The following is a 25,735-nucleotide window of genomic DNA, read 5'->3' on the forward strand; positions in this document are numbered from 1 at the left end:
AGACCGACAGAAAGGGAGAGACCATGACCATCAAAGCAACCTTCACCGGCTTCGCCGCCGCGCTCGCGCTCGCGACGCCCGCACTGGCCGATTACCCCGAACGTACCATCGAGCTGACGATCCCGGCCGGCGCCGGCGGCGGCACCGACACCAGTGCCCGCAAGCTGGCCCTGCTGCTCGAAGAAAAGCTCGGCACGTCGATCGCCGTTCTGAACGTCAGCGGCGGCGGCGGGTCCGTCGGCGCGTCGCAGTTCATGCAGGCCGCCCCGGACGGCTATTCGCTCTTCGCCACCTGGAACAGCCCGCTGACCACCGTGCCGCAGGTTCAGGACGTGGCCTATTCGCTGGACAGCTTTACGCCGATCGCCTCGACCTCGGAAACGGCCTACACGCTCTGCGTCAAGGCGGACTTCCCCGCAACCACCGGCGAAGAGTTCCTCGCCGAACTGGATGCGAACCCGGGCAAGTACACCTATGGCAACGACGGCATCGGCGGCACGATGCAGCTTGCCGCCGAACGCATCTTCCAGGCCAAAGGCATCGAGGCGGTCGCGATCCCGTTCGGGGGCGCTGGTGAGACGCTGCAGAACTTCCTCGGCGGCCATGTCGACATCTACGGCGGCTCGATCTCGACCGTCCTGCCCTATGTCGAAAGCGGCGAGGCCAAGTGCCCGCTGGTGACCTCGGCCGCCGACGTCCCCGCGCTGGAAGGCGCATCAGGGCTGGCGGCTCTTGGCCTGGCAGACAAGGAAACGCTGCTGTGGCGCGCCATTCTCGGCCCCAAGGGCATGGACCCCGCGATCGTTGCGAAACTGGCCGACACCATCGAGGAGGCCGTGAACGATCCGAGCTATGTCGAATTCCTCGCGACCAAGGGCGAAGTCCCGAACGTGGTCAAGGGTGACGCCCTGGGGGCACGCCTGCATTCCGAGTTCGACGCCCTGGCCGAAGTGTCGAAGGGCCTGGGTCTCTGAGCGATGGAGAAGCGTCAGGATATCGTCACCGGTCTGCTGTTTGCGGGCTTGGGCATCGCCGCGGCCTGGATGGCAACCGGCTACAAGGGGGCGAGCGGCATCTATCCGATGACGCTTGGCCTGATCCTGACGCTTCTCGGCGCGCTTGTCGCGCTCAAGGCTGTTCGCTCTGGCCGGAACGAAACGCGCGCGCTGGTCGACGCCCCGGCGCAGATGATCACCGCGTCCGTGGTGGCGGCCCTTTACGTGGCGGCGGTGGTGCCCTTCGGCTTCTTCACCGCCTCGTTCCTCGTGATGCTGGCGATGCCCTTCGCCCTTGGGTTCCGGAAACCGCTCTATGCGCTGATCGTCGCGCTGGCCTTTGTCGCGCTGGTCTACCTGGTCTTCTCCGTGCTGCTGGAAAAGCCCTTGCCCCGCGAGGCGGTCCTGTCCCTCATGGCGCGGGGGGGCTGAGATGGAGTTCTACACCAACGCCCTGACCAGCGTTCTGGCGTGGGGGCCGCTCGGCGCCATGATCGGTGCCACGTTGCTCGGCGTGCTGATCGGCGCGCTGCCGGGGCTGAACCCGGTCATGGCCATCGCGCTTCTTCTGCCGCTGACCTATTCCATGGACCCGCTGATCGCACTGGGGATGGTGGCGGGCATCTACAACGGGTCGATGTACGGCGGCGCCATCCCGGCGATCCTGCTGCGCATCCCCGGCACGCCCGCCTCCATCGCGACGACCTTTGACGGCTTCCCGATGGCCGACCGGGGCGAGGCGTCCAAGGCGCTCAAGATCGCCTGCTGGTCCTCGGCCATCGGCGGCATCGCCAGCGCCATCGCGCTGATGACAATGGGCCCGCTTCTGGCGCGGCTCACGCTGTTCTTCGGTCCGGCGGAATACTTCTGGATCGCGATCTTCGGCATGGCCTCGGTAGGGGTCATGGTGGGTTCGGACCCGGTCAAGGGCATCATGGCCGCCGTCCTGGGCCTGCTGATCGGCACGATGGGCATCGACAACCTGTCCGGACAGGCGCGGTTCACCTTCGGCCAGACCTGGCTTCTGGGCGGGCTCGACCTCGTGGTGGTTCTGGTCGGGCTTTACGCTCTGCCGCCGGTGCTGCAGCTGGCCGAAAAGCGCGACCTGGTCGGCCTGTCGTCGGGACAGCTGAAACTGAAGAGTGCACCCTTTGAAAAGGGTGAGATCCGCGGGCTGATCCCCACGTGGCTGCGGTCCTCGGGCATCGGGATCCTTGTCGGCATCCTGCCCGGCGCGGGCGGCAACATCGCCGCCTTCCTCAGCTACAATGCCGCCAGGAACGCGTCGGACGATCCCGCGAGTTTCGGAAAGGGCAATCCTCAGGGGGTCGCCGCCGCCGAATGCGGCAATAACGCGGACAATGCCGCATCGATGATCCCGGCCCTGTCGCTGGGCATTCCGGGCAACGTTGTCGCGGCGCTTGTCCTCAGCGCATTGACCATCCACGGGCTGCAACCCGGCCCGCAGCTGTTCCACCAGAACCCCATTCTCGTCGGCGGCTTCATGATGGAGATGCTGATCACCTCGGTCCTGATCTTCGCCCTCGGCGGCATGGTTGCCACCCGGGTCTTTGCCCAGTTCCAGCGGCTGCCCGGCGTGTTGCTGGTGCCCTCGATCCTGATCCTGATGTGCGTGGGCGTCTACGTCATCAACGGCCGCATGGTCGATCTGTGGGTCATGCTGGCGGCGGGGCTGGCGGGGTATTTCCTGGAAAAGGTCAACGTGCCGCTGGCGCCGGTCATCCTGGGCATGATCCTTGGCCCCATGGCCGAACAGAGCGTGCGCCGGGCCTTGCTGATCAGCCGGGGCGACGCCACAGAGCTTTTGACGCGCCCGTTGTCGGCTGCGCTGGCGGTCATGACGCTTCTGGTGATCCTCTGGCCGATTGCAAAATCGCTGCAGCGGCGGCGCAAGGCGAAACCGGTCTGAGCCGCGCCGTTCATGCAGGGATGCCTTGCGGTCCGCGAGCCGCAAGGGGCCCGATGAGGCGTCCGTGAAGGACCGGCTGACAAGCGTTGTCAGGATCGGAAAGCACGGTGCACGGCACGGATGTCACCGGCCATGAAACGCGGTGACGGAGGTTGCGTTCTGCCAGGGTGTGCCAGGGCACGGAGCCCGCTGGCATCCCGCCCGCCGGTCCGTCCGCCGTGGGCCCTCGGCCCCGGCCGCGCGTTTACCTGCGACGCCTGAACAGCAGCGGGACCAGAATGACCAGAAGAACGATCCGGGCAAAGTGGTGGATGGCGACAAATGCCGGGTCATACCCGAGCGCAAGGCCGATGGCCGCCATCGCCTCGACCCCGCCGGGCGCATAGGCGATCCAGATCTGGCCCCAGGGCAGCCCCGTCAGCACCGCCGTCAACGATGCGAAAGCCAGCGACATGGCGACCGTCGTGCCGATCAGCATGGCCCCCGCACGCGCCATCGCAAGCAAGGCGCGCGGCGAGATCGCGGTCAGCCGCGTGCCGACGGCGGTGCCGGTGACCACAAAGGCCGCGAAGATCACCCAGCCGGGCGCCGGGCCCTGCGCCAGCCCGGTGACATGGGCCGACGCACTCAGGATCATGCCGATCAGCAGGCAGGCGGCGGGCAGGTTCCGGCGCGCGGCGGGAATGCCGATGCCCAGCGTGGCCCCCGCAAGCGCGACCAGCGGAACCGTCCCCATCGGTGCAGGAGCGGACAGCAGGCCCGGCTGCGCATCCAGCGCGGAGGCGATCGGCGGCACGACGGCCACCAGCACGAGCAGGCGCATGACCTGCAGGATGGTGATCGCCGTGACGTCGCCGCGTCCCTCCAGCGCGATGGCGATTGCGTTCGACATGGTGCCGGGCGAACTGGCCAGCAGGGCGGTTTCGGCGTCCATGCCGAAGACCCGGCGCAACAGGGCGGCGCCGCAGAGCAATGTTGCCACCAGCGACAGGGCCAGCACAAGCAGACTGACCGACCAGGATCCGATCTGCTGCAGCGCATCGGCCTGTACCCCCGCGCCCAGCGATATGCCGATGACCGCAAAGGCCACGTCGCGCAGGCGTTGCGGGATCGCCATCGCGACGCCGCAGGTCGCCGCAACGGCCACGGCGATACTGGACCCGATCAACCCCGCGGCGGGCAAACCGGCAAGGGCGGCGCACACGGCGCCGCCCGTTCCGATCAGTCCTGCGGTCAACGTCTTCTTGACCTCAGGGGTCATCTGTCAGCTTTCGCATGTTGTTCCGGACCGGCCCGCGCGCGGCGGGCCGGCGCAGGCTCAGATATCGGCTTCGGCCATCTTGCGCGCGCGGCGGCCCATCCAGACCGGCACGGCGACGACCAGAAGTGCAAGCGCGTAGAGCAGCAGGCTTTTCCAGTTGTCCACCAGGATCATCCAGTCGCCGCCAGAAATGGACAGCGCGCGGCGCAGGTTGTTCTCGAACAGACCGCCCAGCACGAAGCCGAGGATGACGGGCGCGAGCGAGAAGTCGAGCTTGCGCAGGAACCACCCGAAGATGCCGAGCCAGGTGATCATGAACAGATCGAACGGGTTGCCGACGATGGAGTAGATGCCGACGAAGGCCAGGATCGCGATCAGCGGCGTCAGGTAGTGCTGCGGGATCGTCAGCATCCGGGCGAAAAGCCCCACCAGCGGCAGGTTGATGATCAGCAGGGCGACGTTGCCGATATACATCGAGGCGATCAGACCCCAGGCGATTTCGGGCCGTTGGGCGAACATCAGCGGGCCGGGCTGGATGTTGAACATCAGCAAGGCGCCCAGCAGGATCGCGGTGGTGCCCGAACCGGGAATGCCCAGCGTCAGCATCGGCACCATCGCACCGCCCGCGGCCGCGTTGTTGGCCGCTTCCGGGGCGGCAAGGCCGCGCACGTCACCGGTGCCAAAGGTCTTCTGCCCCTCCGCACCCGCCATCCGCTTTTCCGTGCCATAGGCCACGGCCGAGGCGACCGACGCGCCGGTGCCGGGCAGGACGCCGATGAAGAACCCGATCAGCGAACAGCGCAGGATCGTCCATTTGGTCCTGGCCAGATCCGCCCAGCGGACAAAGCTCTTGTCCACCGGCAGGGTCTTGAGCTTGCCGCTGACCTGCTGTTCGACCAGGTGCAGCAGTTCCGCCATGCCGAACAGGCCGACAACCACGATCAGGAAATCTATCCCGGCCAGGATGTCGGGCAGACCGAAGGTGTAGCGCGCCACACCGGTGTTGCTGTCGATGCCGATGGTGGCCAGCATCAGGCCGATCAGCGCGCCCAGCAGGGTCTTGACCGTGCTCTTGCCGACCAGCGAGGCGAGCGAGGCAAAGGCGAAGACCATCAGGGCGACGTAGTTGGCGGGCGAAAAGGTCACGGCGAACTGCGCCAGCAGCGGGCCGAACAGCGACATCAGCACCACGGCGATGGTGCCACCGACAAAGCTTGCGACCGCCGACAGGGACAGGGCGCGCCCGGCCTCGCCCTTCAGGGCCATCGGGTGGCCGTCCAGCGTGGTCATGACGGCGCCGGAATCCCCCGGCACGTTCAGCAGGATCGACGAGATCCGCCCGCCGTATTCCGCACCGTAGTAGATGCCCGCCAGCAGGATCAGCGCGCTTTCGGGCGGAAAGCCCAGGCCATAGGCAATCGGCAGCAGGATCGCCACGCCGTTGATCGGGCCAAGCCCCGGCAAGGCGCCGATGAGAGTGCCGGCAAAACAGCCCAGCAGGACCAGCATCAGGTTGAAGGGCATGAGCGCGACACCGAAACCGGTCGCCAGCCCCGAAAGGACGTCGCCCATCAGATCGTTCCTTCAGAAAGAGAATAGGCCTGCGCCAGCAGATCGGCGTCGGGCAGGTTCAGGTCGAGGATCTCGACGCAGAGCAGCCAGCCGAGCACACCGGCACCCAGGCCGAACAGCCCGGCCCTGATCCAGGCCGCGCCCAGCATCCGCGCCACGATCGTGCCGAACAGGATGGTGGACAGGATGAAGCCGAGCGGCTCGTAGAGCTCTGCATAGGCGAAGAGCAGCACGACCATTGTGCCCAGGCGGAACCACGTCCGGCCCGCGACGTTCAGGTGCTCGACATCCGGCTTCCACAGCACGCCGAGGATGCACAGCACCGCGACGACAGAAAGGATCTGCGGCCAGCTTTCCGGGCCGAGGGGGTCGTATTGGAACGGGGCCTTGATGATGGTGAACGCGATGAACCCGTAGGCCAGCGTCACCAGAAGCAGAAGGCCGGCAAAAATCCGGTCAGCCATGGCAGCACCTCTGAGCAGGAAATGGAAAAGGGACGGCGCCCCGCGACGGGGTGCCGTCCCTTGGCGCGGTTACTTCTGGATCAGACCGGCTTCGGTCGCGATCTCGCGCAGGGTCGCCATGTTGGCATCGACCCGCGCCTTCAGCTCGTCACCGGCCAGGTTCAGCGGCAGCAGGCCCTTTTCGGTCTGCACCTGCTCCCATTCCGGGGTGGCATAGGCGGCTTTGAAGGCATCGACCCAGGTCTGGTAGTCAGCGTCCGACACGTCCTTGCCCATGTAGAAGCCGCGCATGATCGTCCATTCGACGTCAAAGCCCTGCTCCTTCGCGGTCGGGACCTCGGCAAAGGCACCACCCAGGCGCTCGTCCGCCATCACGGCCAGCACGCGCATGTCGCCCGCTTCCATGTGCGACGCCATTTCGCCGACGTCACCGGTGTAGACTTCGATCGACCCGCCCAGAAGGGCTGCGATGGCATCGCCGCCGCCGTCGAAGGCGACGTAGCGCATCTTCATCGGCGACGCGCCGGTTTCACGGACCAGCAGCGCGGCCTTCATCCAGTCCTGCGACCCGACGGAGCCACCGGCGCCCACGACAACGCTGGACGGATCCGCGGCCAGATCGGCCATCAGTTGTTCGAGCGAGGTGTACTTGCTGTCGGCCTTCACGACGACCGCGCCGAAATCCGCACCGGCGGTGCCGACAAAACGCACGTCGTTCTCGGTGAATGCACCGTATTTGCCGGTTGCGATGTTCAACAGCGAGCCGGTCGAGAAGGCAACGATGGCATTGGCGTCGTCGGTGCGGGTCGTGTTGAACAGGTTAAAGGCCACGGCGCCGATGCCACCGGGCATGAAGGTCACCTGCATCGGCGCGCCGAACTGCGCGGCAAGGCCGGTCTGCGCGACACGGCAGGTCAGGTCGAAACCGCCGCCGGGCTGGGCCGGTGCGACACATTCGGGGCTGTCGACTTCGGCGGCGGCAAAGGTCGGCAGGGTCAGGCTGGCGGCCATCAGTGCGGCGGCGCAGAAACGGTTCAGGGTCATTGGGGGCTCCTCCCATTGAGACGTGTGTGACGGGACGACGGGCGCCCCCAACCGTCTCTTAACCTGTCAGCCTGTCGCCTTGCTGTGGCCTGGCTTTCGCGATCCTGACCTATCCCTGTCACCAAGCTGACAAGCTCTGGCATGGCTATGCCCGGTCTTCGTAAGCCTGTAGATTGCCGTCATGCGGATGCTTTTGGTGGAAGATAACGACGACCTTGCCGAGACGATCATTGATCGCCTGCGGTCCGAAGGCCATTCCATCGACCGCGAGTCGAACGGCGATCAGGCCAACAGCCTGCTGCGTCATGCCCAATTCGATATCGTCCTGCTCGACATCAACCTGCCCGGGCGCAGCGGGTACGAGGTGCTGCGTTCCATGCGCGCCCGCGACGACCAGACTCCGGTCATCATCCTGACCGCGCGCAGCCAGATCGACGACCGCGTGTCGGGTCTGGACGCGGGTGCCGACGACTACATGGTCAAGCCTGTGGATTTCCGCGAACTCTCGGCCCGCTGCCGCGTGCTGGCCCGGCGCAAGGCCGGAAACGCGAGCAATGTCTTCACTGCGGGCGATCTTGTCTTTGACCGGGGTGCGAAACGGGCGACCGTCCGGGGGCAGGACGCGGAATTGCGCGCCCGCGAGATCCAGTTGCTGGAAATCCTGATCGGAAACCTTGGCCGGATGCTGACCAAGGAGGAAGTCGCGGACAAGCTTTACAGCTTTGACGAGGCGCCCAGCCTCAATGCCGTCGAACAGATCGTGGCGCGGCTGCGCAAGAAGCTGGAAGGCACGCCGCTGGTGGTCAAGACGGCACGCGGGCTGGGATACATGGCCTATGTCGCCGAAGAGTGACCGCAGCTATTCGCTGCAACGCCGCCTGCTGGCGGCGATGGCGATGGGGTTCTCGGCATTGCTGCTGATCATATCGGTCCTGCTGTGGAACTATGCCCGCGATGCATCCAACAGGACCTACGATCTGCTGCTTGCAGGTGCGGCCCTGTCCGTGCTCGACCGCGTGTCTACCGGCCCGTCCGGCATCACCGTGGATCTGCCCTACTCCGCGATGGAGATCCTGGGCCTTGCGCCGGAAGACCGCGTGACCTACCGCGTCTTTTCCGACCTTGAGGGCGAAATCACCGGCACGCCGAACCTGCCGGAACCGCGTGACACGCAGCTGAGCGCCGCACCCGTATTCTATGACGCGGATTTCGGCGCGCCGTTTCGCTTCGTGCAACAGGGGCGACAGCTGACCACGCCGACGGGGCGGGTCTGGGTGGGCGTGCAGATCGGGCAGACACGGGCGGGACGCTCGGCCCAGCAACTGTCGCTTTTCGTGAACGGCATGGCGGGGCTTGCCTGCGTGTCGCTGATCGGGCTGGGCTTCGTATGGGTCGCAATCCGCGTCGCACTTGCCCCGCTGCGCCAGCTGGCGCAGGCGCTGCAGAACCGCGATCCCGCGGATCTGTCGCAGATTGACGGCGCACCGCCCCGCGAAATCCGCGGGCTGCTGGACGCCATCAACGGTTTCATGCGCAGGCTGCATTCCAACCGGACCCTGACCGAGACCTTCATAGCCGATGTCGCGCACCAGACCCGCACCTCGTTGTCGGCCCTGCAGGGTCAGCTGTCTCTTGCCGGGGATGCGACGTCGTTTGACGATATGGCCGTGCGTGTGCAGAAGGCCGAAAGTCAGGCGCGCCGCACGGTCCGTCTGACCAACCAGCTGCTGACCCAGGCGATGGTCACGCACCGCTCTGAAACCGACATGCTGAAACCCGTCGCGCTCAAGCCCATCGTGACCGAAGTTCTGACGGACATGCTGCGCGACAGCGACATGCGCGGTGTCACGGTGACACTCTCCGCAGACAGCATCGTGGCGGGCGACGACCTTGTCCGGGGCGACGCGATCTCGATCCGGGAGGCGCTGTCGAACCTGCTGGAAAACGCGCGGCGCCACGGGCCGGCCGACAACACGATCGATGTCACGCTCGAGTCCACCGGGCCGAACCACGTGTCGCTGATCGTCGAGGATGCAGGCCCCGGTATCGCAGCCGCCGACCGCGCCCGCGCAACGGAGCGGTTCACATCCATCGCCAAGGACACGGCGGGATCGGGCCTGGGCCTGTCCATCGTGCGCGCCGTCGCCGAGAGCCACGATGCCCGGCTGGTGCTTGGCACCTCGCCCGCCGGCGGCTTGCGCGCCGAAATGCGTTTCCCCCGCATGCTGTCGCAGAAGACCGCCCGAGCCGTTGGCGCGGCCATGATGGTGATGCTTGCGATCTGGATCGCCCCGCTTCCGGTCGCGGCACAGGAGAACGTGTCGCTGAATATCGCCAGCGCAACCGATACGGCCGCGATGACCCAACTGATGGAACGGTTTGAAAGCCTGAATCCCGGGGTCACCGTCAGCTATCGCGAGTACCAGACGGTCGACCTTCACGCAGCGGTCATGGCTGCCAGCCCGGCGGAAATGCCCGACATCGTCATCAGCTCTTCGATGGATCTGCAGGTCGACCTGGTCAATCGCGGTTTGGCGCTGCCGTTGTCGATCCCGGATGTCGTTCAGCTTCCGGATTGGGCGGTCTGGCGGTCAGAGCTGTTCGGTTTTACCTTCGAACCCGCGGCGATCGTCTACAACGTCGAGCTGATCGCGCCCGGCACCCTGCCGCAGGAACATCGGGAACTCATCAACTACATCCGCAGCAACGAAACAGGCCTGAACCGGAAAATCGGCATCTATGATTTGCGCCGCTCGGGCATCGGATACCTCTTTGCGACGCAGGACGTGGTGCAGGGGCTGCAATCGTCGCGCATGACCGAGGTTCTGACCCGCGCCAACGTTCGAAAATTCTGCTGTACCTCCGAGATGATCGCCGCGACAGCCAAGGGCGATCTTGCCCTGTCGATCAACACGATCGGGTCTTATGCCCTGGCGGCTGCCGCGCAGGACGACCGTATCGGGGTTCACCTGATGAGCGACTACAACCTTGTGATGGCCCGAACCGCCTTTGTTCCGAAGGATGCGCAGCACCCGGACATGGCGGAACGGTTCATCGCCTTTCTGCTGACGGAGGGACAGACAGTTCTGGCCCGGGAATCCGAACTGATACCGCTTCTTCCGACTGCGGACACGTTTGCGGCGGGTCATTTCGATCTGCGCGACTTCGCCGGAAGCTTTCTGCCGATCAAGCTGGGACCCGGCCTGCTGACCTTTCTGGACGCGCGCAAGAAGGCGGAGTTTCTGGAAGGCTGGGACACCACGGACTCGGGGTTCCCGCCGGACTGACCAGTCCTGCCATCTGAGGTGGCGATCACTGCGGAGGCCGTCCAGGGTCGCGCGGTCCCGCAAGCCGCCCTTCGCTGTGTCGAGAGTGCCCGGAGCGCCGGTTTCCCGGTGACGGGTCGCGGGCCAAGGCGCACCCTGACTGCGCCTTGGAAACCGGGATGACCGGATGTCAGTTGCCACTGAAGAAGTCGTTCAGCAGCTGTTCCGTTCGCTCCGGGCATTCCGACGCCAGCCAGTGGCCGCAACCTGCAAGGCTTTGCCCGCGCAGATCCGTGGCAGCGTTTTCCAACTGCAATTCCAGCAGGTTGCCGGTGCTGATCAGGCCGGCCCCGGCGATGTCGGCTTCGGCAGTGCCTTCGCCTCCAAGCCACAGAACCGGCATGTCCAGCTTGTTGCCTGCCTCGAACCATGCCCTGTTCGCTGCCGCGTCCCTGTCGAATGCGCGGTAGTAGTTGAACCCCGCATGCATGGCGCCCACTGCGGTATAGCTGCGCAGGAACTCCTGGATGTCCGCCTCGTCGAAACCGCGGGGATTGTAGGTGAACCCGCTCCAGAAAATGTCGAGAAAGATGCGCTCGCGGCCCTGGGTCAGCGCTTCCGGCAGGTCCGGCACCGCGTTGAATGCGAAATGCCAGGGGGCAAGCGCCTCGGAATAGGGCATGCCCATCAGGGGCACGTCGAGGATGGCGAGGCGCTGGACCATCTCGGGGTGATTGCGCGCAATGGCAAAGGCGACCTGTCCGCCCAGATCGTGCCCCGCGATGGAAAAGCGCGTGAGGCCAAGCTGGCGCGCCAGGGCGACGATATCCTCGCCGATGACATCCTTTTCATAGCCACTTTCCGGGCGGGTGGAGTCGCCGAGACCACGGGTATCGACCGCGATGACGTCAAAGGTCTCTGCCAGCCCCGGCATGATCTTGTGCCACTCCCACCATGTTGTCGGCCAGCCGTGCAACAGGATCAGCGGCTCCCCCTCGCCGCCCCGCACATAGTGCAGACGGACATCCCCGACGGCGGTGCGATGGTGCCGGAATCCGGTGTCAGCCCCCAGGCTTGGGGTCAGTTCCAGCGTTGCTTCTGTCGCGGAGGAAGCGTCGGCCGCCTGCGCCCATGCGGGCATGGTGGCGCCTGTGGCAAGCAACAAGCCGAGCGCGATGGCATGCCTTGTGAGTGGTGTCATGGTCGGTTTCCTTCATCGGACTATGGAGTGCGGGGCCATGCCAGAAGGCATCAGATGCCGCGCAGGTGACCCGTGGGTGTTATTGTAACAGTCGTTACAGTAACGGTCGGTATCTTATGGGATCTGCCGAGTCAACGAAATCGTAACGGCTGGTATGAAACGGCTGGCGGGGGCGACCGCCGCCGAGGCCACAGCAACAGACACAAGCGCGGCACCGTTGTCCGTCCTCGACCAAGGCGTCACGTGCGACTGCGCCTGTCGCATCAGTCTGGCAAGAGCGACCGGCCCGCCAACCGGCATCCGCCCGAACATGCCAGGCACCGGGACCTCCCGTGCCATAACCGCGCTTGCCGGGCAGCCCATCGACCTGTGGCGAACTGTCCCCGGGGCCGTCTCCGTTCCGTCCCGGCGGTCCGCGCGCCCGGTTATGCGGGAAAAGGCCTGCGCGGGATGCTGTCGCCTGACCGGGGTCTTATGTGAAATTTGTTCACAAAAGACTGTCCAGCTTTGCCAATTGTGCGCAGGTCGCGTTGCGTCTCAACTTGGCTGACAGCCCGAAAAGGGCGGTAGCGCGGGGGAGGAGGAACCCCTGCGACCAACTTGGAGGAAACCAATGTTCACACCCGCACTGTTCCGCAATGCGACCCTGACCATCGCGATGACCGTGATGAGCGGGCAGGCCGCTCTTGCCGACACCTACATGCCTTCCTGCTATATCCCGGCCAAGGGGATCGAGACCACTGTCAGCTACGAAGGGCGCGAAGGCCCCTACCGCATCGCCCTGGTCAATGGCCATACCGGCATCCCGTGGCGGGAACAGATGATCAAGACCACGCGGGCCTGGGCCAAACGTCCCGAAAACGCCAAGAACATCGCGGAACTGAACGTGGTGTCGACCGGCGGCGACGTGGCCGCCCAGATCGCCGCCATAGATAACTTCATCCAGGCCGGTTACGACGCCGTGGTATTTATCGCGGTCAACCCGACCGCCTTTCAGGCGGTGATCACCCGGGCCGAGCGCGCCGGCACGGTTCTGGTATCCTTCGACAACCCGGTGGACAGCGAGCGCGTGCTGCGCATCACGCCGGAATGGACGGAGTTCGAGGGCGAGATCAAGACGCAGTCCGTCGTCAACCAGATGGAGAAACCCGAAGGCAAGGTCCTGATCGTCCGGGGGATTCAGGGCAATTCCACCGACCGCGACCGCCAGGTCGGCGTGGCGCGGGTTCTGGCGAATTACCCCGGCATCGAGACGGTCGAAGTGGTCGGCAACTGGGACACCGGGACGGTCCAGAAGGTCACGACAGACGCCATCGCGGTGCATGAACATTTCGACGCCTTCATCTGTCAGCATGGCTGCCGCGGTGTGACCAATGCCATCGCGGCAACCGGGCATCCCATCGTCCCCGTCGGCGGCGATGCCGAGAACGGCTTTGTGCTTGGCCTGGTCAGGAACCATATCCCCGGCATCTCGGTCTCGACCTCGCCCGGTCAGGGTCCGATTGCCCTGCGCGCGGCAATTGCGCTGCTGCAGGGGGAAACGCTGCCCTCGACGGTGAACCTGCCCACGCCCTATGTCGAGACGGCCGACATGGTCGAAGGCGTAAACTACTTCCCGGATCAGCCCGACACCTTTGAAACCGTCACCGGCTATGCGGTCTGCGGAGAGGACATGGTTCTGTCGCCCGACGAGATCAACGCGCAGACGATTGACAACAACTGAGGACGATCACGGCTCGGGCTGACGGTTCCACGTCGGCCCGACCGGATTGTGGGGAGGGAAACGATGGGAGATCCCATTCTGGAGCTGTCGGGCGTCGGAAAACGCTACGGCGGAATTGTGGCGCTGGACAGTGTCGACTTCAAAGCCCGTTCGGGTTCGATTCACGCCATCCTGGGGGAAAACGGGGCGGGCAAGAGCACTCTGATGAAGCTGCTTGCCGGGACGATCCGGCCGAGCGAGGGCCAGATGAAGGTCGACGGTGCGCCGGTGGACTTTCGCTCGCCCACCGAGGCCGCGCGGGCCGGTGTCGTGTGCATTTTCCAGGAACTGTCGGTCATTCCCGATCTGTCCGTCGCCGCCAATGTCTGCCTCGCGGATCCGCCAAGGACCAGGTTCGGGCTGATCGACCGCACGCGGCAGATACAGATCGCACGCCGGATCTTCGCGGATATGGGGGTAGGGCAGGATATCGACGTCGATGCACGCTGTTCTGAATTGCCGCTGTCCAAGCGGCAGCTTGTGGAAATCGCCAAGGCGCTGGTGCGCAATCCCCGCATCCTCATTCTTGACGAGGCGACATCGGCATTGACCGCATCGGATGTTCAGCCCGTGATGCGGCTGTTGCGCAGGCTGCGCGATCAGGGCGTGCTGATCCTGCTGATCTCGCACCGGATGCACGAAATCGACGAGCTGGCCGATACATGCTCGGTCTTCCGCAACGGCCGGCATGTCGAGACCTACCGCAGCGGCGCGCGTACCGACCAGCAGGTGGTGCAGATGATGATCGGCCGCCCGATCGAACAGATCTATCCGCAAAAGAGCGACCCCGCGACCTTTGGACCGACACGCCTGCTGGTCGACAGGCTAAGCTGGACTGACCGGCTGAAAAACATTTCGTTCGAGCTCCGCGCGGGCGAGATCGTCGGGCTTGGCGGTCTGGACGGTCAGGGCCAGCAAGAGATACTAGAGGCGGTGTCCGGGCTGCTGATCGGTGTGGAGGGAACTGTCACGCTCCACGGCGGCGACGGGACCACCGGGACGGGCAGCTTTGCGCTGGTATCCGAAGACCGGAAAACCGGGGGGCTTTTCCTGCCGCTGTCCGTCGGGCGCAATCTGACCGCGACGGGGCAGGGGGCGTTCTCGCGCTTCGGCATCGTCGACCGCAAACGCGAACAGGCCTATGCCCGGGGTCTGGTCGACAAGCTGCAGATCAAGGTCGGCGATCTTGACAGCGCCGTGGAAACCCTGTCGGGCGGGAACCAGCAAAAGGTCGTGCTGGCGAAATGGCTTGCCGTCGATCCCGATATCCTGCTGCTGATCGACCCGACGCGGGGGATCGATGTCGGCACCAAGCAGGAGATCTATCGCCTGTTGCGGGATCTGGCTGCCGCCGGAAAGGCGATCCTGATCTACTCCACCGATTATGACGAGCTGATCGGGCTCTGTGACCGCGCGCTCATCGTCTATGACGGGCAGATCGCGGCCAGCCTCGAAGGCGCGGCGCTGACCGAGGAAAACATCCTGTCGAGCGCGCTTCGCCTGGGCGTCACATCCCCTGCCATGCAGGAGGCCCGCGCATGAACGTCTTTCTCGCCCGGCACGGGCGGCCCCTGATTTCGATCACCATTCTGGTGCTGCTCTTCACCTATTTCATTTCGATCCATCCCAGGGGGCTGACTCTGGGTGTGGTCACCGCATGGTCCAACCAGGGCACGGCGCTTGCGCTGCTGGCGGTCGGCCAGACCATCGTGGTCATGTCCCGGGGCATCGACCTGTCCATCGGCCCGATCCTGGCGCTCAGCAATTGTGTCGCCTCGCATCTGGTGGACGGGACTCCGGCCGAGATCGCGCTTGGCGTCGTGGCCGTCGTTCTGGTGGGCACCGCCTGCGGAACACTGAACGGGCTGGTTGTCGTCTTTGGGCGCTTGCAGGCGATCATCGCGACACTGGCGACGGGCGCGATCTTTTCGGGGCTGGCCCTGATCGTGCGCCCGATCCCCGGCGGCTCCATCGACGCGGCATTTGCCGACGTGATGACATGGACCGTCGCCGACACCATTCCGGCGGCCTTCCTCGTCATCGCGGGCAGCGCGCTGATCTGGTATCCGATCCGCAAGACCCGGACGGGGCGTACCATCGTTGCCGCGGGGTCGCTGGAAAACGCGGCCTATGCGTCGGGCCTGCCGGTCCGCCGGGCCAAGGTGCTCGCCTATGCGCTGTCGGGTTTCTTCGCGTCGCTCGGCGGTCTCTATATCGGCTTTCAGACTCTGTCGGGCGATCCCTCCATCGGGCTGTCCTATACGCTGAACTCCATCGCAGCGGTGGTCATCGGCGGCACGGCCCTGACCGGAGGGGTCGGCTATGTCATCGGCTCCATCGCCGGTGCGCTGATCCTCAGAACCATCGGCAGCCTGATCTTCTTCAACGGGATCGACCCGCTGGCGCAGCCGTTCTTCGAAGGGATGGTGCTGTTGTCGGCGGTCGCCTTCGGATCCCTCCGCCTGCTGCGGATCACCCATCGACTGGAGATGTTCAAATGAGCGACGTGAGCGTGACCAAGGCCAGGCCCAAGCTGCCCGTCGACGGGCCGACGCTGGCGAACATCCTTGCGATCCTGGCCCTGCTGGTCATTGGCGGCCTGCAATATCCGCAGTTCTTCTCGCCGACCTACCTGGCCCAGCAACTGCAGACCGGCGCCTTTCTGGGCATCGTCTCGGCGGGGGCGATGCTGGTCATCCTTCTGGGCCATATCGACCTGTCCGTGCCCTGGACGATGACGGCGGGGGCGACGGTCGCCACCGCCGTTGTCGGCAGCGATCCGCAGCCCTGGATCAGCGAGACGGGGCTGCTGGCCGGGCTGCTGGTGGGGGCGACCATCGGGCTGGTCAACGGCATCGGGGTCGCGATCCTGCGCATCCCCTCGATGATCTGGACGCTGGCGACCAACAACGTGATCCTGGGCGTGCTGGTCTATTTCTCGGGCTATTACGCCCGGGCCAGCCAGCCCTCCACCCTGATGACCTGGTTCGGAACCGGCAGGACGGCGGGCCTGCCCAACATCCTGATCGCCTGGGCCGTGGTGTCGCTTGTCGTGCTGTTCGTGCTGCGCAGAACGACCTATGGGCGCAACATCTACATGGTCGGCACCTCCGAGGTGACCGCCTATCTGACGCGGCTGCCGGCGCGGGGCGTGATCGTGGCAAGCTTTGTCTTTGCCGGGCTGTGTTCGGCCTTTGCGGGCATGTTGCTGGCCGGCTATGCCGGTCAGTCCTACCAGCGGATGGGGGACCCCTATCTGCTGCCGGGGATCGCCGCGGTCGTGCTGGGCGGCACCAGCCTGTTCGGCGGGCGGGGCAATTATTCGGGCACGGTGGCCGGGGCGATCCTGATCACCTTGCTGGCCTCGGTCCTGTCGATCATGCAGGCGCCCGAGGCGCTGAAGCAGATCGCCTATGGCGTCGTGATCATCGTGATGGTCGGCTTCTACAGCCTGCGCGACACGCGCAGCTGAGCCGGGGTGTCAAATCAGTTCCGCGCCGCCGCCGGACCCTGCGGCGGCGCGCGATCCGGCGGAGCACCGTGCAGCTAGGTCCGGGTCTGGGTCTTGATCGCGGCGATGACGAAATCCAGGAAGACCCGGATGCGCGAGGCCAGGTGTTCCTGGTTCACGAACAGGGCATGAACAGGCTCTCGGTCGCCGGGATTGAAATCCTCCAGCACGGGGACGAGGCGGCCGGCCTGAATGTCCGGCATCACGTGAAATTCGGACAGGCGGGCCAGGCCAAGCCCCGCGATGGCGAGGCGGCGCATCGTCTCACCATTGTCCACCTGGATATTGCCGCTCACCGGCTGGTCGATCCGGGTGGGGGTGCCCTTCTCCATCTCCTGAAAGGGCCAGATGTCCAGGCTGCGCTTGAGGTTGAAGTTCAGGCAGTTGTGCTGCTTCAGGTCGTTGGGATGCTTGGGCATGCCGAACTTTTCCAGATAGGCCGGCGCGGCCACGACATGGCGGGGGCTTTCCAGCAGCTTGCGCGCCTTGAGCGACGAATCCACCAGCTTGCCCGTGCGGATCGCCACATCGGCGCGTTGATAGATCAGATCCACCGGCAGGTCGCTCTGCACCAGGTTCAGCACGATGCCGGGATAGGCCGCAAGGAAATCGGGGATGATCGGCTGCAGGCAATGTTGCGCGAACGGGATGTTGGAATTGACCGACAGGATACCGCTCGCATCGTCGGAGGCATGGGTCACCATCCGCTCGGATTGTTCGATGTCGCAAACGATCTTGTGCGCCCGGTCATAAAAGACCTCGCCTTCGCGGGTGAGCTGGAGACCGCGCGTCGAACGCACCACCAGCGACACGCCCAGCCGGTCCTCAAGCCGCGAGATGAGCTTGCTGATCGCCGAGGGCGTGAGGTGCAGCGCACGGGCCGCCGCGCTGAAGTTGCCGTATTCGACAACCCTGACGAACACTTCCATTTCGCCGCCTCTGTTCAGCATCGCAGACCCTTTCCCGGGTGATCCCCACAGTTCCCACTTGTGAAACGAATTCAAAAATCATGTGCCAGATAGCTCTCATGTTCACAAGTGAGAAATGTGCGAGTTTCCGCGGGACCAGAATGCCACCCGGCAGATCGCGGAACTTTAGGGAGAGACAGATGGATTTTGGCTTGGACGGAAAGGTCGTCGTGGTGACGGGCGGCAGCTCGGGCATCGGGTTCGCGACCGCCAAGAGCTTTCACGACGAAGGTGCGATCGTGGTGATCAACGGGCGCGACGAGGCAAAGCTTGCGGCCGCAACGGCCGAGATCGGGCCGCGCGCCAAAGGGGTCGTGGCCGATCTGACAACCGCCGAGGGCACGCAGGCCCTGCATGCATTCGCCGAAGGATTCGGCCCGGTTGCGGTTCTGGTGAACAACATCGGGCGCTTCGACGTGGAGGAGTTTCAATCCATCAGCGACGAACGCTGGCACGAATATTTCGACATCAACGTGATGACGGGCATCCGCATCACGCGGCCCGTCCTCAAATCCATGCTGGAACGTGACGCCGGATCGGTGATCTTCATCGCCTCCGAGGCGGCGATCCGCTCGATCCCCTTCATGGTGCATTATTCGGTGACGAAGACCGCGCAACTGGGCCTGTCGCGGGCGCTGGCCGAGATGACCCGCGGCACCAATGTCCGGGTCAACACCTACCTGCCGGGGCCGACCGCAACCCAGAGCGTCAGAGACTATTTCGAGGAAATCGCCACCGAGCGGGGCGTTTCCTTCGACGAGGTGATGAAGGGCTTTTTCGAAAACGATCAGCCCGGATCGCTGATCCAGCGGCTTATCGACCCCGAAATGCATGGCCGGGCGATTGTCCAGCTGGCCACGAATACCGCGATGAATGGCACGACGCAGCGCGCCGACGGCGGCGCCATCCATTCGATCCTGTAGACCCTCAAGCCAAGAGAATTCCCATGTACGAGAAAAGAGCTCTAGTTGTCGGGGCCACCGGCATCGTCGGCCTGAACGTGGCCGAACACCTGTCCGATCTGGGAGGCTGGGAGATCCACGGCCTGTCCCGGCGGCCCCCGCTCGGGTCGTCCTTCATGACCAGCCACAAGGTCGACCTGCTGGACCGCGAGGCGGCCATCGCGGCGCTGTCCGATCTGGCGCCAACGCATATCTATTACTGCACCTGGACGCTTGGCCGGAACGAGGACGAGAATATCCGCCTCAACAGCGGGATGCTGCGGACCGTTCTGGACGCCTTTGCCGGCAAGTCCTGTGTCGAGCATGTCGCCGTCGTGACAGGCACCAAGCACTATCTCGGCCCGTTCGAGGACTACGCAAAGAACACGCCGGTGACCCCCTTCCGCGAAGACGCCGCGCGGCTGGAAAAGATGAACTTCTACTACGCGCTGGAAGACGTGGTGATGGAGTATGCCGCGCGGGCCGGTTTTGGCTGGTCGGTGCATCGCTCGCACACCATCATCGGCTACGCGGTCGGCAACCTGATGAACATCGGGGCCACGCTCGCGGCCTATGCGTCGATCTGCAAGGAAACCGGCGCGCCCTTCGTGTTTCCGGGCCATCCCACGGCCTGGAACGGGTTGAACGACATCACCGACGCGCGTCTGCTGGCCAGGCAGATCGTCTGGGCTTCGACAGAGCCCAATGCCCGCAACGAGGCCTTCAACACCGCCAATGGCGACGTCTTCCGCTGGCAGAGGCTGTGGGCCGAAATCGCCGCCTATTTCGATATTCCGGTGGGCGAATATCCAGGCGTCTACAACTCGCTCGACGAGCGGATGAAGGACATGGGGCCGATCTGGGACGGCCTGGTCCAGAAGCACGGGCTTCAACCTATCGCGCTGGACCGGCTGGCCTCTCCCTGGCACACGGACCTCGACCTTGGCCGGCCGATGGAATGCGTGAACTCGATGAACAAGAGCCGCAAGCTGGGCTTTGACGGGTTTCAGGACACGACGCGCTCCTTCGTCGACGTGTTCGACCGTCTGCGCCGGGAACGGGTCATCCCATGACCCCGGACACCACCGACACAGCGGCCAGCGGGGCGCCCGAGCCGCCCGCACATTGGAGCGCCGACCTGCGCGAGGAATACCTCGCCGGGGGGCGGGACAACGGCAGGGTCGGCAAGGTGCTGCTGTCGGAAACCGCCCGGGTGCGGGTCTGGGCGCTCTCTCTCGCGCCGGGCGAGCGGGCCGGGTTCCACCGCCATCAGCTCGATTACTTCTGGACGGTGCTCGGGCCCGGCCGTGCCCGTTCGCGCTATGCGACGGGCGCGGTCTGCGAGACGGATTACCACGCCGGGATGACGCGGCATTTCGCCTTCGCCGCGGGGGACTGCATGATCCACGATCTGGAAAATATCGGCGAGACGACCCTGTCGTTCACGACGGTCGAATTCCTCGACAGCGCCAACCCGCCCCTCCCGCTGGGTTGAGCATCGCCGCCGCCCGGGGTCGATACCGGGCGGCGGCGGTCTTGTTACGAGGCGGACCCGACGGGCGCGGCCCCGAGGATCCCCGCCAGCCGGGCAAGGGTGCGCGGGCTGGACCGGACCTGCCCGCATTCGACCTCGGTGATCCCGTCGACCGCCAGCAGGGCGGTGCGCACGGGGCCGACAAATGTCATGGCGATGTTCGGGCAGGCACGACACGCCCCCACAAGCTGGACCTGCACTCTGCCCTCCTGCCGGCTGTCCTCGACCACACGGATATCTCCGCCGTGGCCAAGGATCAGCGGCCGGACCATGTCGAGCGCCTGTGCAAGCTGCTGCTGATCAATCGCCATCAGACCAGACCCAGTTCGCGTTTCTTGACCTCTAGGTCGATGCCCAGACCCCGCGCGAAGGACTTGCCCAGGATGTTCTCGCGCATCTCGCGGGTGATTTCCGGATAGCCGTAATTGTCCTGCAGTTCGTCTGGAAACTGCATCGTGGCGACGGTGTCGATATAGGTCTGGACATGGGGCCAGATGAAGGCCTCGGACCCGTAACAGATGCGGTCCGAACCGACGTAGAGCAGGGCGTCACCCAGCCGGTGCAGCATCTTGTGCGGCTGCAGGTAGTACTGATTGAACCAGAGCGGCAGGATCAGGTACATGTTCTCGAACCGGCTGGCGATCGAGATTGTCTCGTCCACATAGGGGTCGCCCAGATGGTGGATGCCAAAGTTCAGCTCGGGAAAATCCGCCGCCGCATATTGCAGATCGTTGGGGCGAAAGGCCTCGACCGGGCCCAGTTCCAGCGGAAAGCCCTTGTGGAACTGCACCATCTTGATGCCAAGCTCGATGGCCTTTTCCCACAGCGGATAGGCGATGTCGCGGTCGTCGGCTCGCCAGCTGCAGCCGCGTGACTGGTACTGGTAGAACTTCATCGACACGGCGCCCAGCTCGGTGACCTGGCGTTCCATCTCTTGCAGCGCAAAGTCCAGGCCCTGGTAGACGGGATCGACACCGCCGGTCAGCACGATGCGCTGCGGATTGGACTCGACCAGCGCATGGCTCAGCTCGACAGGGCCAAGGCCCGCGCGCCAGTGGGCGAACAGCGGAACGGAGCAGGCACAGGCCATGTCCGTATCGGCGTTTTCGAACAGCATCTTGTTGCCCCAGTCGAGATCGGGGTTCGAAAAGGTCTCGACCTCGGGGGGCGGTCCGCGCCGTCCGGTCAGATTGATGAAACCCGTCAACTGGTCACGAAGGATGCGCACGCGCCGCCCGTCCTGGCCCTTCTTGATCTGGGTGTCGCTGAAATCCTGACAATGCACAGCCGCATCAAAGACGAACATCCCGTCCTTCATCACGTTCCTCCCGAAAGTAAGACATGGCGGCAGCGCCGCCCCAGCCGAGGCTAGCAGCGCGGGTGACGCGCGAGAGAGCGAAGAAACACCACGACTGATGTGAATTTATTTCAAATCTGGGCCCCCGGTTTTTCCGCTAGAGACAGGGCACTACTCGGGAGGATTTGATGACGACCGCCACGACACCGCATGCCACCCCGGCGCTTTCGGCCGATACCCGCTTTGCGCCCGATGCCGAGAGGGTTCGGCTGTTGAAGGACAGGGCCAGGTTCAGCCGCCTTGAAACCGTCCGCCTGATCGAGATCGCGAAAGTCGGCCATTACACCTCGGCCTTTTCGGCGGCCGAGCTGTTCTCGGTCCTCTACTACGACGCGATGCGGCTGTCGGATGACCCGAACTGGGCAGACCGCGACCGGTTCATGATGGGCAAGGGACATGCCGCCGTGGGCCTGTTTCCCATCCTCGCGGACCTTGGATATTTCGGGCGCGACATTCTGGACGGATACACCCGGCTCGGGAATCCGCTGGGCGATCATCCCGACATGACCAAGGTGCCGGGGATCGACTTCTCATCCGGATCCATCGGCCACGCCCTTTCAGCGGGCTGCGGCATGGCGCTGTCGGCCCGGATGCAGGGGCAGGACTATGTCACCTATGTCATGATCGGCGACGGCGAATTGCAGGAAGGCCAGGTCTGGGAAGCGGCTCTTTTCGGGGCGCATTACGGTCTGTCCAACCTGGTCGGGATCATCGACCGCAATGGCTATCAGCTTGACGGCGCGGTGGACGACGTGATCGGCGTCGAACCCATCGTCGACAAATGGCAGGCCTTCGGCTGGGAGGTCCACGTGGTCGACGGGCATGACGTCACCGCCCTGGCGACCCTGTTCCGGGCGCTGCGTGCCGATGCGGCCCGCACACGGCCGGCGATGGTTGTCGCCCGGACCGTGAAAGGCAAGGGCGTGTCCTACATGGAGACGGACCCGGGCTGGCATCTCGGCTATCTCGACCCGGGCGATGCCGAACGCGCGATTGCCGAAATCAACGCGATGGAGGCATGACCATGTCCGCAAGACCGCAATCCGCGAACAGCTGGCAATACCGCGCGCTCAACGCGCTGACGCCGGGCCTCGATCACTTCTCCGATGCGCTTCTCGATGAAATCGCGGCGGGCGTTCCGATTGTCGCCGGCACGGCGGACCTTCAGTATTCCAACGGTCTGGAGAAATTCGCACGCCTCGCGCCGGACCGCTTTGTGCAGTTCGGCATATCCGAGCAGAACATGGTCTCGGCGGCGGCGGGAATGGCCGCTTGCGGCCAAAGCCCCTATGTCGCGACATTCGCCTCTTTCCTGGCGCTGCTGTGCTGTGAACAGATCAGGATGGACGTGGCCTATTCCAAGCTTCCGGTGCGGCTGGTCGGCCATCATGCGGGCATCTCGCTCGGCTTTTACGGCACCTCCCATCACGCGACCGAGGATCTGGCGATCATGCGCGCGATTGCCGGGCTGGCGGTGGTTGCCCCCTCCGACGGCAATCAGCTGCGCTCCCTCATCCGCGCGGCGCGGGACTGGGCCGGGCCGATCTATTTCCGGATCGGCCGGGGGCGCGACCCCGAGATTTACGGCACCCCGCCGGTCCTTGAGATCGGCAAGGGGATCGAGCGCAGCACCGGACGCGACCTGACGATCATCGCCACGGGATCGACCGTGCATCCCGCCGATCTGGCGGCCAAGGCGCTGACGGAGGCGGGCCATTCCGTCGGTCTGATCGACATGCACACCGTCAAGCCGCTCGACGCCGCGCTGATCCGCGATGTTGCGGGCCGGACCGGCCAGATCCTGACGGTCGAAGAGCACAATGTGCTGGGCGGCCTTGGCGGCGCGGTGGCCGAGGTGCTGGCGGATATCGGCGGCAGCGTCAGGCTGACACGGCACGGAATCATGGACGAATACAGCCTGATCGCGCCGCCGACGCATCTCTATCACCATTACAGGCTCGATGCCGGGGGGATCGAGCAGGTCGCGCGGGGGCTGCTGTCGTGATCCCCGGGCTGAAGGACCCCGGCCTGTTTCGCACCCAGGCCTTCATCGACGGCACCTGGACGGATGGCGCGCCCGACACCCGGATCAGCGTGAGCGATCCGGCAACGGGCGGCGGGATCGCCCTGGTCGCCAGCGTATCGGTCGCGCAGGCCGCGCAGGCGCTCGACAGCGCGGCGGCGGCCTGGTCGGCGTGGCGCGCGCAGACGGCAAAGGCCCGGGCGGATGTCCTGTTGGACTGGTATCGCCTGGTGCTGGAGGCACGCGAAGACCTCGCCCTGATCCTCACCTCGGAGCAGGGCAAACCGCTGGCCGAGGCCCTGGCCGAAATCGACTATGGCGCCTCGTATATCCGCTGGTTCGCGGAAGAGGCGCGGCGGATCAACGGCGCCATTCTGCCCGGCCACCGCAGCGACGTGCTGTTGTCGGTGCGCAAGGAACCGATCGGAGTGGTGGCGGCCATCACGCCGTGGAATTTCCCCAATGCGATGATCACGCGAAAGGTGGCGCCCGCACTGGCCGCCGGATGCCCGGTTGTGCTGAAACCGGCCTCGGCCACGCCGCTCAGCGCACTGGCGCTGGCCGAACTCGCGCGGCGGGCCGGTGTTCCGGCGGGCGTGTTTTCCGTGGTCCCGTCGCGCGACTCCGCTACCATCGGGACGCTGTTCGCCACATCCGGCGTGGTGCGGAAACTGACGTTCACGGGCTCGACCGAAGTGGGCCGCCTGCTTCTGGCGCAGGCCGCGGGCACCATCAAGAAATGTTCGATGGAACTGGGCGGCAATGCGCCGGTCCTCGTGTTCGACGACGCGGACATACCGACGGCGGTGCAGGGTGTTCTGGCGGCCAAGTTCCGGAACGCCGGCCAGACCTGCGTCTGCGCGAACCGCATCTATGTGCAGAGCGGCATCTATACCGCCTTTGCCGCCGCGCTGAGCGATGCCGTCAAGGGATTGACCGTCGGCGATGGCAGGCAGGCTGGCATCGCAATCGGGCCGTTGATCGACGAGGCCGCCGCCCGCAAGGTCGAAACGCTGCTCGCCGATGCCGTAGGGCAGGGGGCCAGGATCGCCGTTGGCGGCCAGCGCGCGGGCGCGGGCGGAACGTTCTTTCAACCGACGGTCGTCGCCGAGGTCACCGCGGCCATGCGTCTTGTGCAGGAAGAGATATTCGGCCCCGTCGCCCCCCTGGTGCGGTTTGCGACCGTGGAGGAAGCCATCGCGCTGGCCAATGCCTCCGATCACGGTCTGGCCGGGTATCTGTTCTCGCAGTCGCCCGCCACGATCGAGCGGATCACCAATGCCGTCGAGGTTGGGATGCTTGGGATCAACACGGGGGCGATCTCGACCGAAGTCGCGCCGTTCGGGGGTGTGAAACAGTCCGGCCTGGGCCGCGAAGGCGCGCAGCTTGGCATGGAGGACTACCTGGAAACGAAATATGTCTGTCAGCAGTTCTGAGGTCCGGCGGCTGCCTGTCAGCGCCCGGCGGCGACAGCACCTTCGTTGCCGGGCGGCGATCCGGCCCGGGCCAGATCATGCGGCTTGACCATGTGACGATCCGGACGGCGCATCCGGCCGAGACGCGCGATTTCTTCCTCGCGGTCTTCGATCGGCTTGTCGAAAGGCCACGCCCCCGCGCCATCCAGCGCATTCCGGGCCACTGGCTCTTTTCCGAAGGCGACCCGATCCTGCACATCATCGGCGTGCCGGGCACCGACGTCGATACCGCGTCAGAGGCCTGGGACCATGTGGGCTTTCGGCTGACGGGCCATGACGCGTTCTGCGCCAGGCTGAACCAGCTGGGCATTGCCTATTCGCGCATGGCCCTGCCCGAACTGGAGGAGCGCCGGATTTTCCTGCGAACCCCCTTTGGGCCAGTCATCGAGGTGGTCTTTCGCGACGCGTGATTGCGGCCGCCATCCCGCCCG

General features: G+C 65.2%; 24 protein-coding genes. 16 read left to right on the forward strand and 8 right to left on the reverse strand.

Annotation, left to right across the window (positions count from 1 at the left end; genetic code table 11):
• Window positions 1-23 precede the first annotated feature (23 nt).
• Genes GLS40_RS09800 through GLS40_RS09810 form a run of 3 tightly spaced genes read left to right on the forward strand, consistent with a single transcriptional unit; the run spans window position 24 to window position 2,925 of the window.
• Window positions 24-974: a tripartite tricarboxylate transporter substrate binding protein gene (locus GLS40_RS09800; RefSeq protein ID WP_160382577.1), complete on the forward strand. Its 951-nt coding sequence runs from the start codon at window positions 24-26 to the stop codon at window positions 972-974.
• Window positions 975-977: 3 nt separating this feature from the next.
• Window positions 978-1,427 carry a tripartite tricarboxylate transporter TctB family protein gene (locus tag GLS40_RS09805; RefSeq protein ID WP_160382578.1) on the forward strand — a complete coding sequence of 150 codons (450 nt, stop codon included), beginning with the start codon at window positions 978-980 and terminating at the stop codon, window positions 1,425-1,427.
• 1 nt (window position 1,428) lies between these two features.
• A complete protein-coding gene (locus GLS40_RS09810; protein ID WP_160382579.1) occupies window positions 1,429-2,925 on the forward strand; it encodes a tripartite tricarboxylate transporter permease in 1,497 nt (498 codons plus the stop codon).
• Between the two features lie 244 nt (window positions 2,926-3,169).
• Here the strand turns inward: GLS40_RS09810 and GLS40_RS09815 are convergent, their stop codons facing one another.
• The 4 genes from GLS40_RS09815 to GLS40_RS09830 form a co-directional block, all read right to left on the reverse strand.
• Window positions 3,170-4,186, reverse strand: coding sequence for an AbrB family transcriptional regulator (locus GLS40_RS09815; RefSeq protein WP_160382580.1), 1,017 nt, complete (start codon window positions 4,184-4,186; stop codon window positions 3,170-3,172).
• A 57-nt stretch (window positions 4,187-4,243) separates the two neighbouring features.
• A complete protein-coding gene (locus GLS40_RS09820; RefSeq protein WP_160382581.1) occupies window positions 4,244-5,758 on the reverse strand; it encodes a tripartite tricarboxylate transporter permease in 1,515 nt (504 codons plus the stop codon).
• Window positions 5,758-6,222, reverse strand: a complete 465-nt coding sequence (locus tag GLS40_RS09825; protein WP_160382582.1) for a tripartite tricarboxylate transporter TctB family protein — start codon at window positions 6,220-6,222, stop codon at window positions 5,758-5,760. The genes GLS40_RS09820 and GLS40_RS09825 overlap by 1 nt, the downstream gene beginning before the upstream one ends.
• Window positions 6,223-6,291: 69 nt before the next feature.
• On the reverse strand, window positions 6,292-7,266 hold the full coding sequence (locus tag GLS40_RS09830; RefSeq protein WP_160382583.1) for a Bug family tripartite tricarboxylate transporter substrate binding protein: 975 nt from the start codon (window positions 7,264-7,266) through the stop codon (window positions 6,292-6,294).
• A gap of 187 nt (window positions 7,267-7,453) precedes the next feature.
• On the opposite strand from GLS40_RS09830, the gene GLS40_RS09835 reads away from it, so the two are divergent.
• Together GLS40_RS09835 and GLS40_RS09840 are read left to right on the forward strand one after the other, a co-directional pair.
• Window positions 7,454-8,119 carry a response regulator transcription factor gene (locus GLS40_RS09835; protein ID WP_235905873.1) on the forward strand — a complete coding sequence of 222 codons (666 nt, stop codon included), beginning with the start codon at window positions 7,454-7,456 and terminating at the stop codon, window positions 8,117-8,119.
• Window positions 8,103-10,553 (forward strand): sensor histidine kinase, encoded by a 2,451-nt coding sequence (locus GLS40_RS09840; protein WP_235905850.1) that lies wholly within the window; start codon window positions 8,103-8,105, stop codon window positions 10,551-10,553. Before GLS40_RS09835 ends, GLS40_RS09840 begins: the two co-directional genes overlap by 17 nt.
• Before the next feature lie 169 nt (window positions 10,554-10,722).
• Here GLS40_RS09840 and GLS40_RS09845 read toward each other — a convergent pair whose 3' ends face one another.
• Window positions 10,723-11,733, reverse strand: coding sequence for an alpha/beta fold hydrolase (locus GLS40_RS09845; protein ID WP_160382585.1), 1,011 nt, complete (start codon window positions 11,731-11,733; stop codon window positions 10,723-10,725).
• A gap of 613 nt (window positions 11,734-12,346) precedes the next feature.
• Between GLS40_RS09845 and GLS40_RS09850 the strand changes: the two genes are divergently transcribed.
• The 4 genes from GLS40_RS09850 (at window position 12,347) to GLS40_RS09865 (ending at window position 16,967) form a co-directional block, all read left to right on the forward strand.
• On the forward strand, window positions 12,347-13,456 hold the full coding sequence (locus tag GLS40_RS09850) for a sugar ABC transporter substrate-binding protein (RefSeq protein WP_160382586.1): 1,110 nt from the start codon (window positions 12,347-12,349) through the stop codon (window positions 13,454-13,456).
• 63 nt (window positions 13,457-13,519) lie between these two features.
• Window positions 13,520-15,037 (forward strand): sugar ABC transporter ATP-binding protein, encoded by a 1,518-nt coding sequence (locus GLS40_RS09855; RefSeq protein WP_160382587.1) that lies wholly within the window; start codon window positions 13,520-13,522, stop codon window positions 15,035-15,037.
• On the forward strand, window positions 15,034-15,996 hold the full coding sequence (locus GLS40_RS09860) for an ABC transporter permease (RefSeq protein ID WP_160382588.1): 963 nt from the start codon (window positions 15,034-15,036) through the stop codon (window positions 15,994-15,996). Before GLS40_RS09855 ends, GLS40_RS09860 begins: the two co-directional genes overlap by 4 nt.
• Window positions 15,993-16,967, forward strand: a complete 975-nt coding sequence (locus GLS40_RS09865; protein WP_160382589.1) for an ABC transporter permease — start codon at window positions 15,993-15,995, stop codon at window positions 16,965-16,967. The genes GLS40_RS09860 and GLS40_RS09865 overlap by 4 nt, the downstream gene beginning before the upstream one ends.
• Window positions 16,968-17,041: 74 nt before the next feature.
• On the opposite strand, the gene GLS40_RS09870 is transcribed toward GLS40_RS09865, so the two are convergent.
• Window positions 17,042-17,935 (reverse strand): LysR family transcriptional regulator, encoded by an 894-nt coding sequence (locus tag GLS40_RS09870; RefSeq protein WP_202076039.1) that lies wholly within the window; start codon window positions 17,933-17,935, stop codon window positions 17,042-17,044.
• Between the two features lie 179 nt (window positions 17,936-18,114).
• On the opposite strand from GLS40_RS09870, the gene GLS40_RS09875 reads away from it, so the two are divergent.
• Genes GLS40_RS09875 through GLS40_RS09885 form a run of 3 tightly spaced genes read left to right on the forward strand, consistent with a single transcriptional unit; the run spans window position 18,115 to window position 20,410 of the window.
• Window positions 18,115-18,897, forward strand: coding sequence for an SDR family NAD(P)-dependent oxidoreductase (locus GLS40_RS09875; protein ID WP_160382591.1), 783 nt, complete (start codon window positions 18,115-18,117; stop codon window positions 18,895-18,897).
• Between the two features lie 23 nt (window positions 18,898-18,920).
• Window positions 18,921-19,988: an SDR family oxidoreductase gene (locus GLS40_RS09880; RefSeq protein WP_160382592.1), complete on the forward strand. Its 1,068-nt coding sequence runs from the start codon at window positions 18,921-18,923 to the stop codon at window positions 19,986-19,988.
• Window positions 19,985-20,410, forward strand: a complete 426-nt coding sequence (locus GLS40_RS09885; RefSeq protein ID WP_160382593.1) for a cupin domain-containing protein — start codon at window positions 19,985-19,987, stop codon at window positions 20,408-20,410. Before GLS40_RS09880 ends, GLS40_RS09885 begins: the two co-directional genes overlap by 4 nt.
• A 44-nt stretch (window positions 20,411-20,454) precedes the next feature.
• Here the strand turns inward: GLS40_RS09885 and GLS40_RS09890 are convergent, their stop codons facing one another.
• Both GLS40_RS09890 and GLS40_RS09895 read right to left on the reverse strand, forming a co-directional pair.
• A complete protein-coding gene (locus GLS40_RS09890; RefSeq protein WP_160382594.1) occupies window positions 20,455-20,760 on the reverse strand; it encodes a NifU family protein in 306 nt (101 codons plus the stop codon).
• Complete coding sequence (locus GLS40_RS09895) at window positions 20,760-21,767, reverse strand: amidohydrolase family protein (RefSeq protein ID WP_160382595.1); 1,008 nt, start codon at window positions 21,765-21,767, stop codon at window positions 20,760-20,762. Before GLS40_RS09895 ends, GLS40_RS09890 begins: the two co-directional genes overlap by 1 nt.
• A 167-nt stretch (window positions 21,768-21,934) precedes the next feature.
• Here GLS40_RS09895 and GLS40_RS09900 point away from each other — a divergent pair, with 167 nt between their 5' ends.
• The 4 genes from GLS40_RS09900 to GLS40_RS09915 all read left to right on the forward strand — a co-directional run bounded on the left by GLS40_RS09900 (window position 21,935) and on the right by GLS40_RS09915 (window position 25,714).
• On the forward strand, window positions 21,935-22,828 hold the full coding sequence (locus GLS40_RS09900) for a transketolase (protein ID WP_160382596.1): 894 nt from the start codon (window positions 21,935-21,937) through the stop codon (window positions 22,826-22,828).
• Between the two features lie 2 nt (window positions 22,829-22,830).
• Window positions 22,831-23,811 (forward strand): transketolase family protein, encoded by a 981-nt coding sequence (locus GLS40_RS09905; RefSeq protein WP_160382597.1) that lies wholly within the window; start codon window positions 22,831-22,833, stop codon window positions 23,809-23,811.
• Complete coding sequence (locus GLS40_RS09910; protein ID WP_160382598.1) at window positions 23,808-25,265, forward strand: NAD-dependent succinate-semialdehyde dehydrogenase; 1,458 nt, start codon at window positions 23,808-23,810, stop codon at window positions 25,263-25,265. Before GLS40_RS09905 ends, GLS40_RS09910 begins: the two co-directional genes overlap by 4 nt.
• 77 nt (window positions 25,266-25,342) lie before the next feature.
• Window positions 25,343-25,714, forward strand: coding sequence for a VOC family protein (locus tag GLS40_RS09915; protein ID WP_160382599.1), 372 nt, complete (start codon window positions 25,343-25,345; stop codon window positions 25,712-25,714).
• Window positions 25,715-25,735: the final 21 nt, after the last annotated feature.

Source organism: Pseudooceanicola pacificus (assembly GCF_009789075.1).
Taxonomy (GTDB): Bacteria; Pseudomonadota; Alphaproteobacteria; order Rhodobacterales; family Rhodobacteraceae; genus Pseudooceanicola; species Pseudooceanicola pacificus.

What these genes read in the sequence shown, in the direction of transcription:
- GLS40_RS09805 (WP_160382578.1), top strand. Translation starts at nt 978, where the DNA reads ATGGAGAAGCGTCAGGATATCGTCACCGGTCTGCTGTTTGCGGGCTTG.
- GLS40_RS09865 (WP_160382589.1), top strand. Translation starts at nt 15,993, where the DNA reads ATGAGCGACGTGAGCGTGACCAAGGCCAGGCCCAAGCTGCCCGTCGAC.
- GLS40_RS09850 (WP_160382586.1), top strand. Translation starts at nt 12,347, where the DNA reads ATGTTCACACCCGCACTGTTCCGCAATGCGACCCTGACCATCGCGATG.
- GLS40_RS09885 (WP_160382593.1), top strand. Translation starts at nt 19,985, where the DNA reads ATGACCCCGGACACCACCGACACAGCGGCCAGCGGGGCGCCCGAGCCG.
- GLS40_RS09815 (WP_160382580.1), bottom strand. Translation starts at nt 4,186, where the DNA reads ATGACCCCTGAGGTCAAGAAGACGTTGACCGCAGGACTGATCGGAACG.
- GLS40_RS09900 (WP_160382596.1), top strand. Translation starts at nt 21,935, where the DNA reads ATGACGACCGCCACGACACCGCATGCCACCCCGGCGCTTTCGGCCGAT.
- GLS40_RS09855 (WP_160382587.1), top strand. Translation starts at nt 13,520, where the DNA reads ATGGGAGATCCCATTCTGGAGCTGTCGGGCGTCGGAAAACGCTACGGC.
- GLS40_RS09860 (WP_160382588.1), top strand. Translation starts at nt 15,034, where the DNA reads ATGAACGTCTTTCTCGCCCGGCACGGGCGGCCCCTGATTTCGATCACC.
- GLS40_RS09915 (WP_160382599.1), top strand. Translation starts at nt 25,343, where the DNA reads ATGCGGCTTGACCATGTGACGATCCGGACGGCGCATCCGGCCGAGACG.
- GLS40_RS09810 (WP_160382579.1), top strand. Translation starts at nt 1,429, where the DNA reads ATGGAGTTCTACACCAACGCCCTGACCAGCGTTCTGGCGTGGGGGCCG.
- GLS40_RS09830 (WP_160382583.1), bottom strand. Translation starts at nt 7,266, where the DNA reads ATGACCCTGAACCGTTTCTGCGCCGCCGCACTGATGGCCGCCAGCCTG.
- GLS40_RS09890 (WP_160382594.1), bottom strand. Translation starts at nt 20,760, where the DNA reads ATGGCGATTGATCAGCAGCAGCTTGCACAGGCGCTCGACATGGTCCGG.
- GLS40_RS09800 (WP_160382577.1), top strand. Translation starts at nt 24, where the DNA reads ATGACCATCAAAGCAACCTTCACCGGCTTCGCCGCCGCGCTCGCGCTC.
- GLS40_RS09845 (WP_160382585.1), bottom strand. Translation starts at nt 11,733, where the DNA reads ATGACACCACTCACAAGGCATGCCATCGCGCTCGGCTTGTTGCTTGCC.
- GLS40_RS09875 (WP_160382591.1), top strand. Translation starts at nt 18,115, where the DNA reads ATGGATTTTGGCTTGGACGGAAAGGTCGTCGTGGTGACGGGCGGCAGC.
- GLS40_RS09905 (WP_160382597.1), top strand. Translation starts at nt 22,831, where the DNA reads ATGTCCGCAAGACCGCAATCCGCGAACAGCTGGCAATACCGCGCGCTC.
- GLS40_RS09880 (WP_160382592.1), top strand. Translation starts at nt 18,921, where the DNA reads ATGTACGAGAAAAGAGCTCTAGTTGTCGGGGCCACCGGCATCGTCGGC.
- GLS40_RS09895 (WP_160382595.1), bottom strand. Translation starts at nt 21,767, where the DNA reads ATGAAGGACGGGATGTTCGTCTTTGATGCGGCTGTGCATTGTCAGGAT.
- GLS40_RS09820 (WP_160382581.1), bottom strand. Translation starts at nt 5,758, where the DNA reads ATGGGCGACGTCCTTTCGGGGCTGGCGACCGGTTTCGGTGTCGCGCTC.
- GLS40_RS09840 (WP_235905850.1), top strand. Translation starts at nt 8,103, where the DNA reads ATGTCGCCGAAGAGTGACCGCAGCTATTCGCTGCAACGCCGCCTGCTG.
- GLS40_RS09870 (WP_202076039.1), bottom strand. Translation starts at nt 17,935, where the DNA reads ATGGAAGTGTTCGTCAGGGTTGTCGAATACGGCAACTTCAGCGCGGCG.
- GLS40_RS09825 (WP_160382582.1), bottom strand. Translation starts at nt 6,222, where the DNA reads ATGGCTGACCGGATTTTTGCCGGCCTTCTGCTTCTGGTGACGCTGGCC.
- GLS40_RS09835 (WP_235905873.1), top strand. Translation starts at nt 7,454, where the DNA reads ATGCTTTTGGTGGAAGATAACGACGACCTTGCCGAGACGATCATTGAT.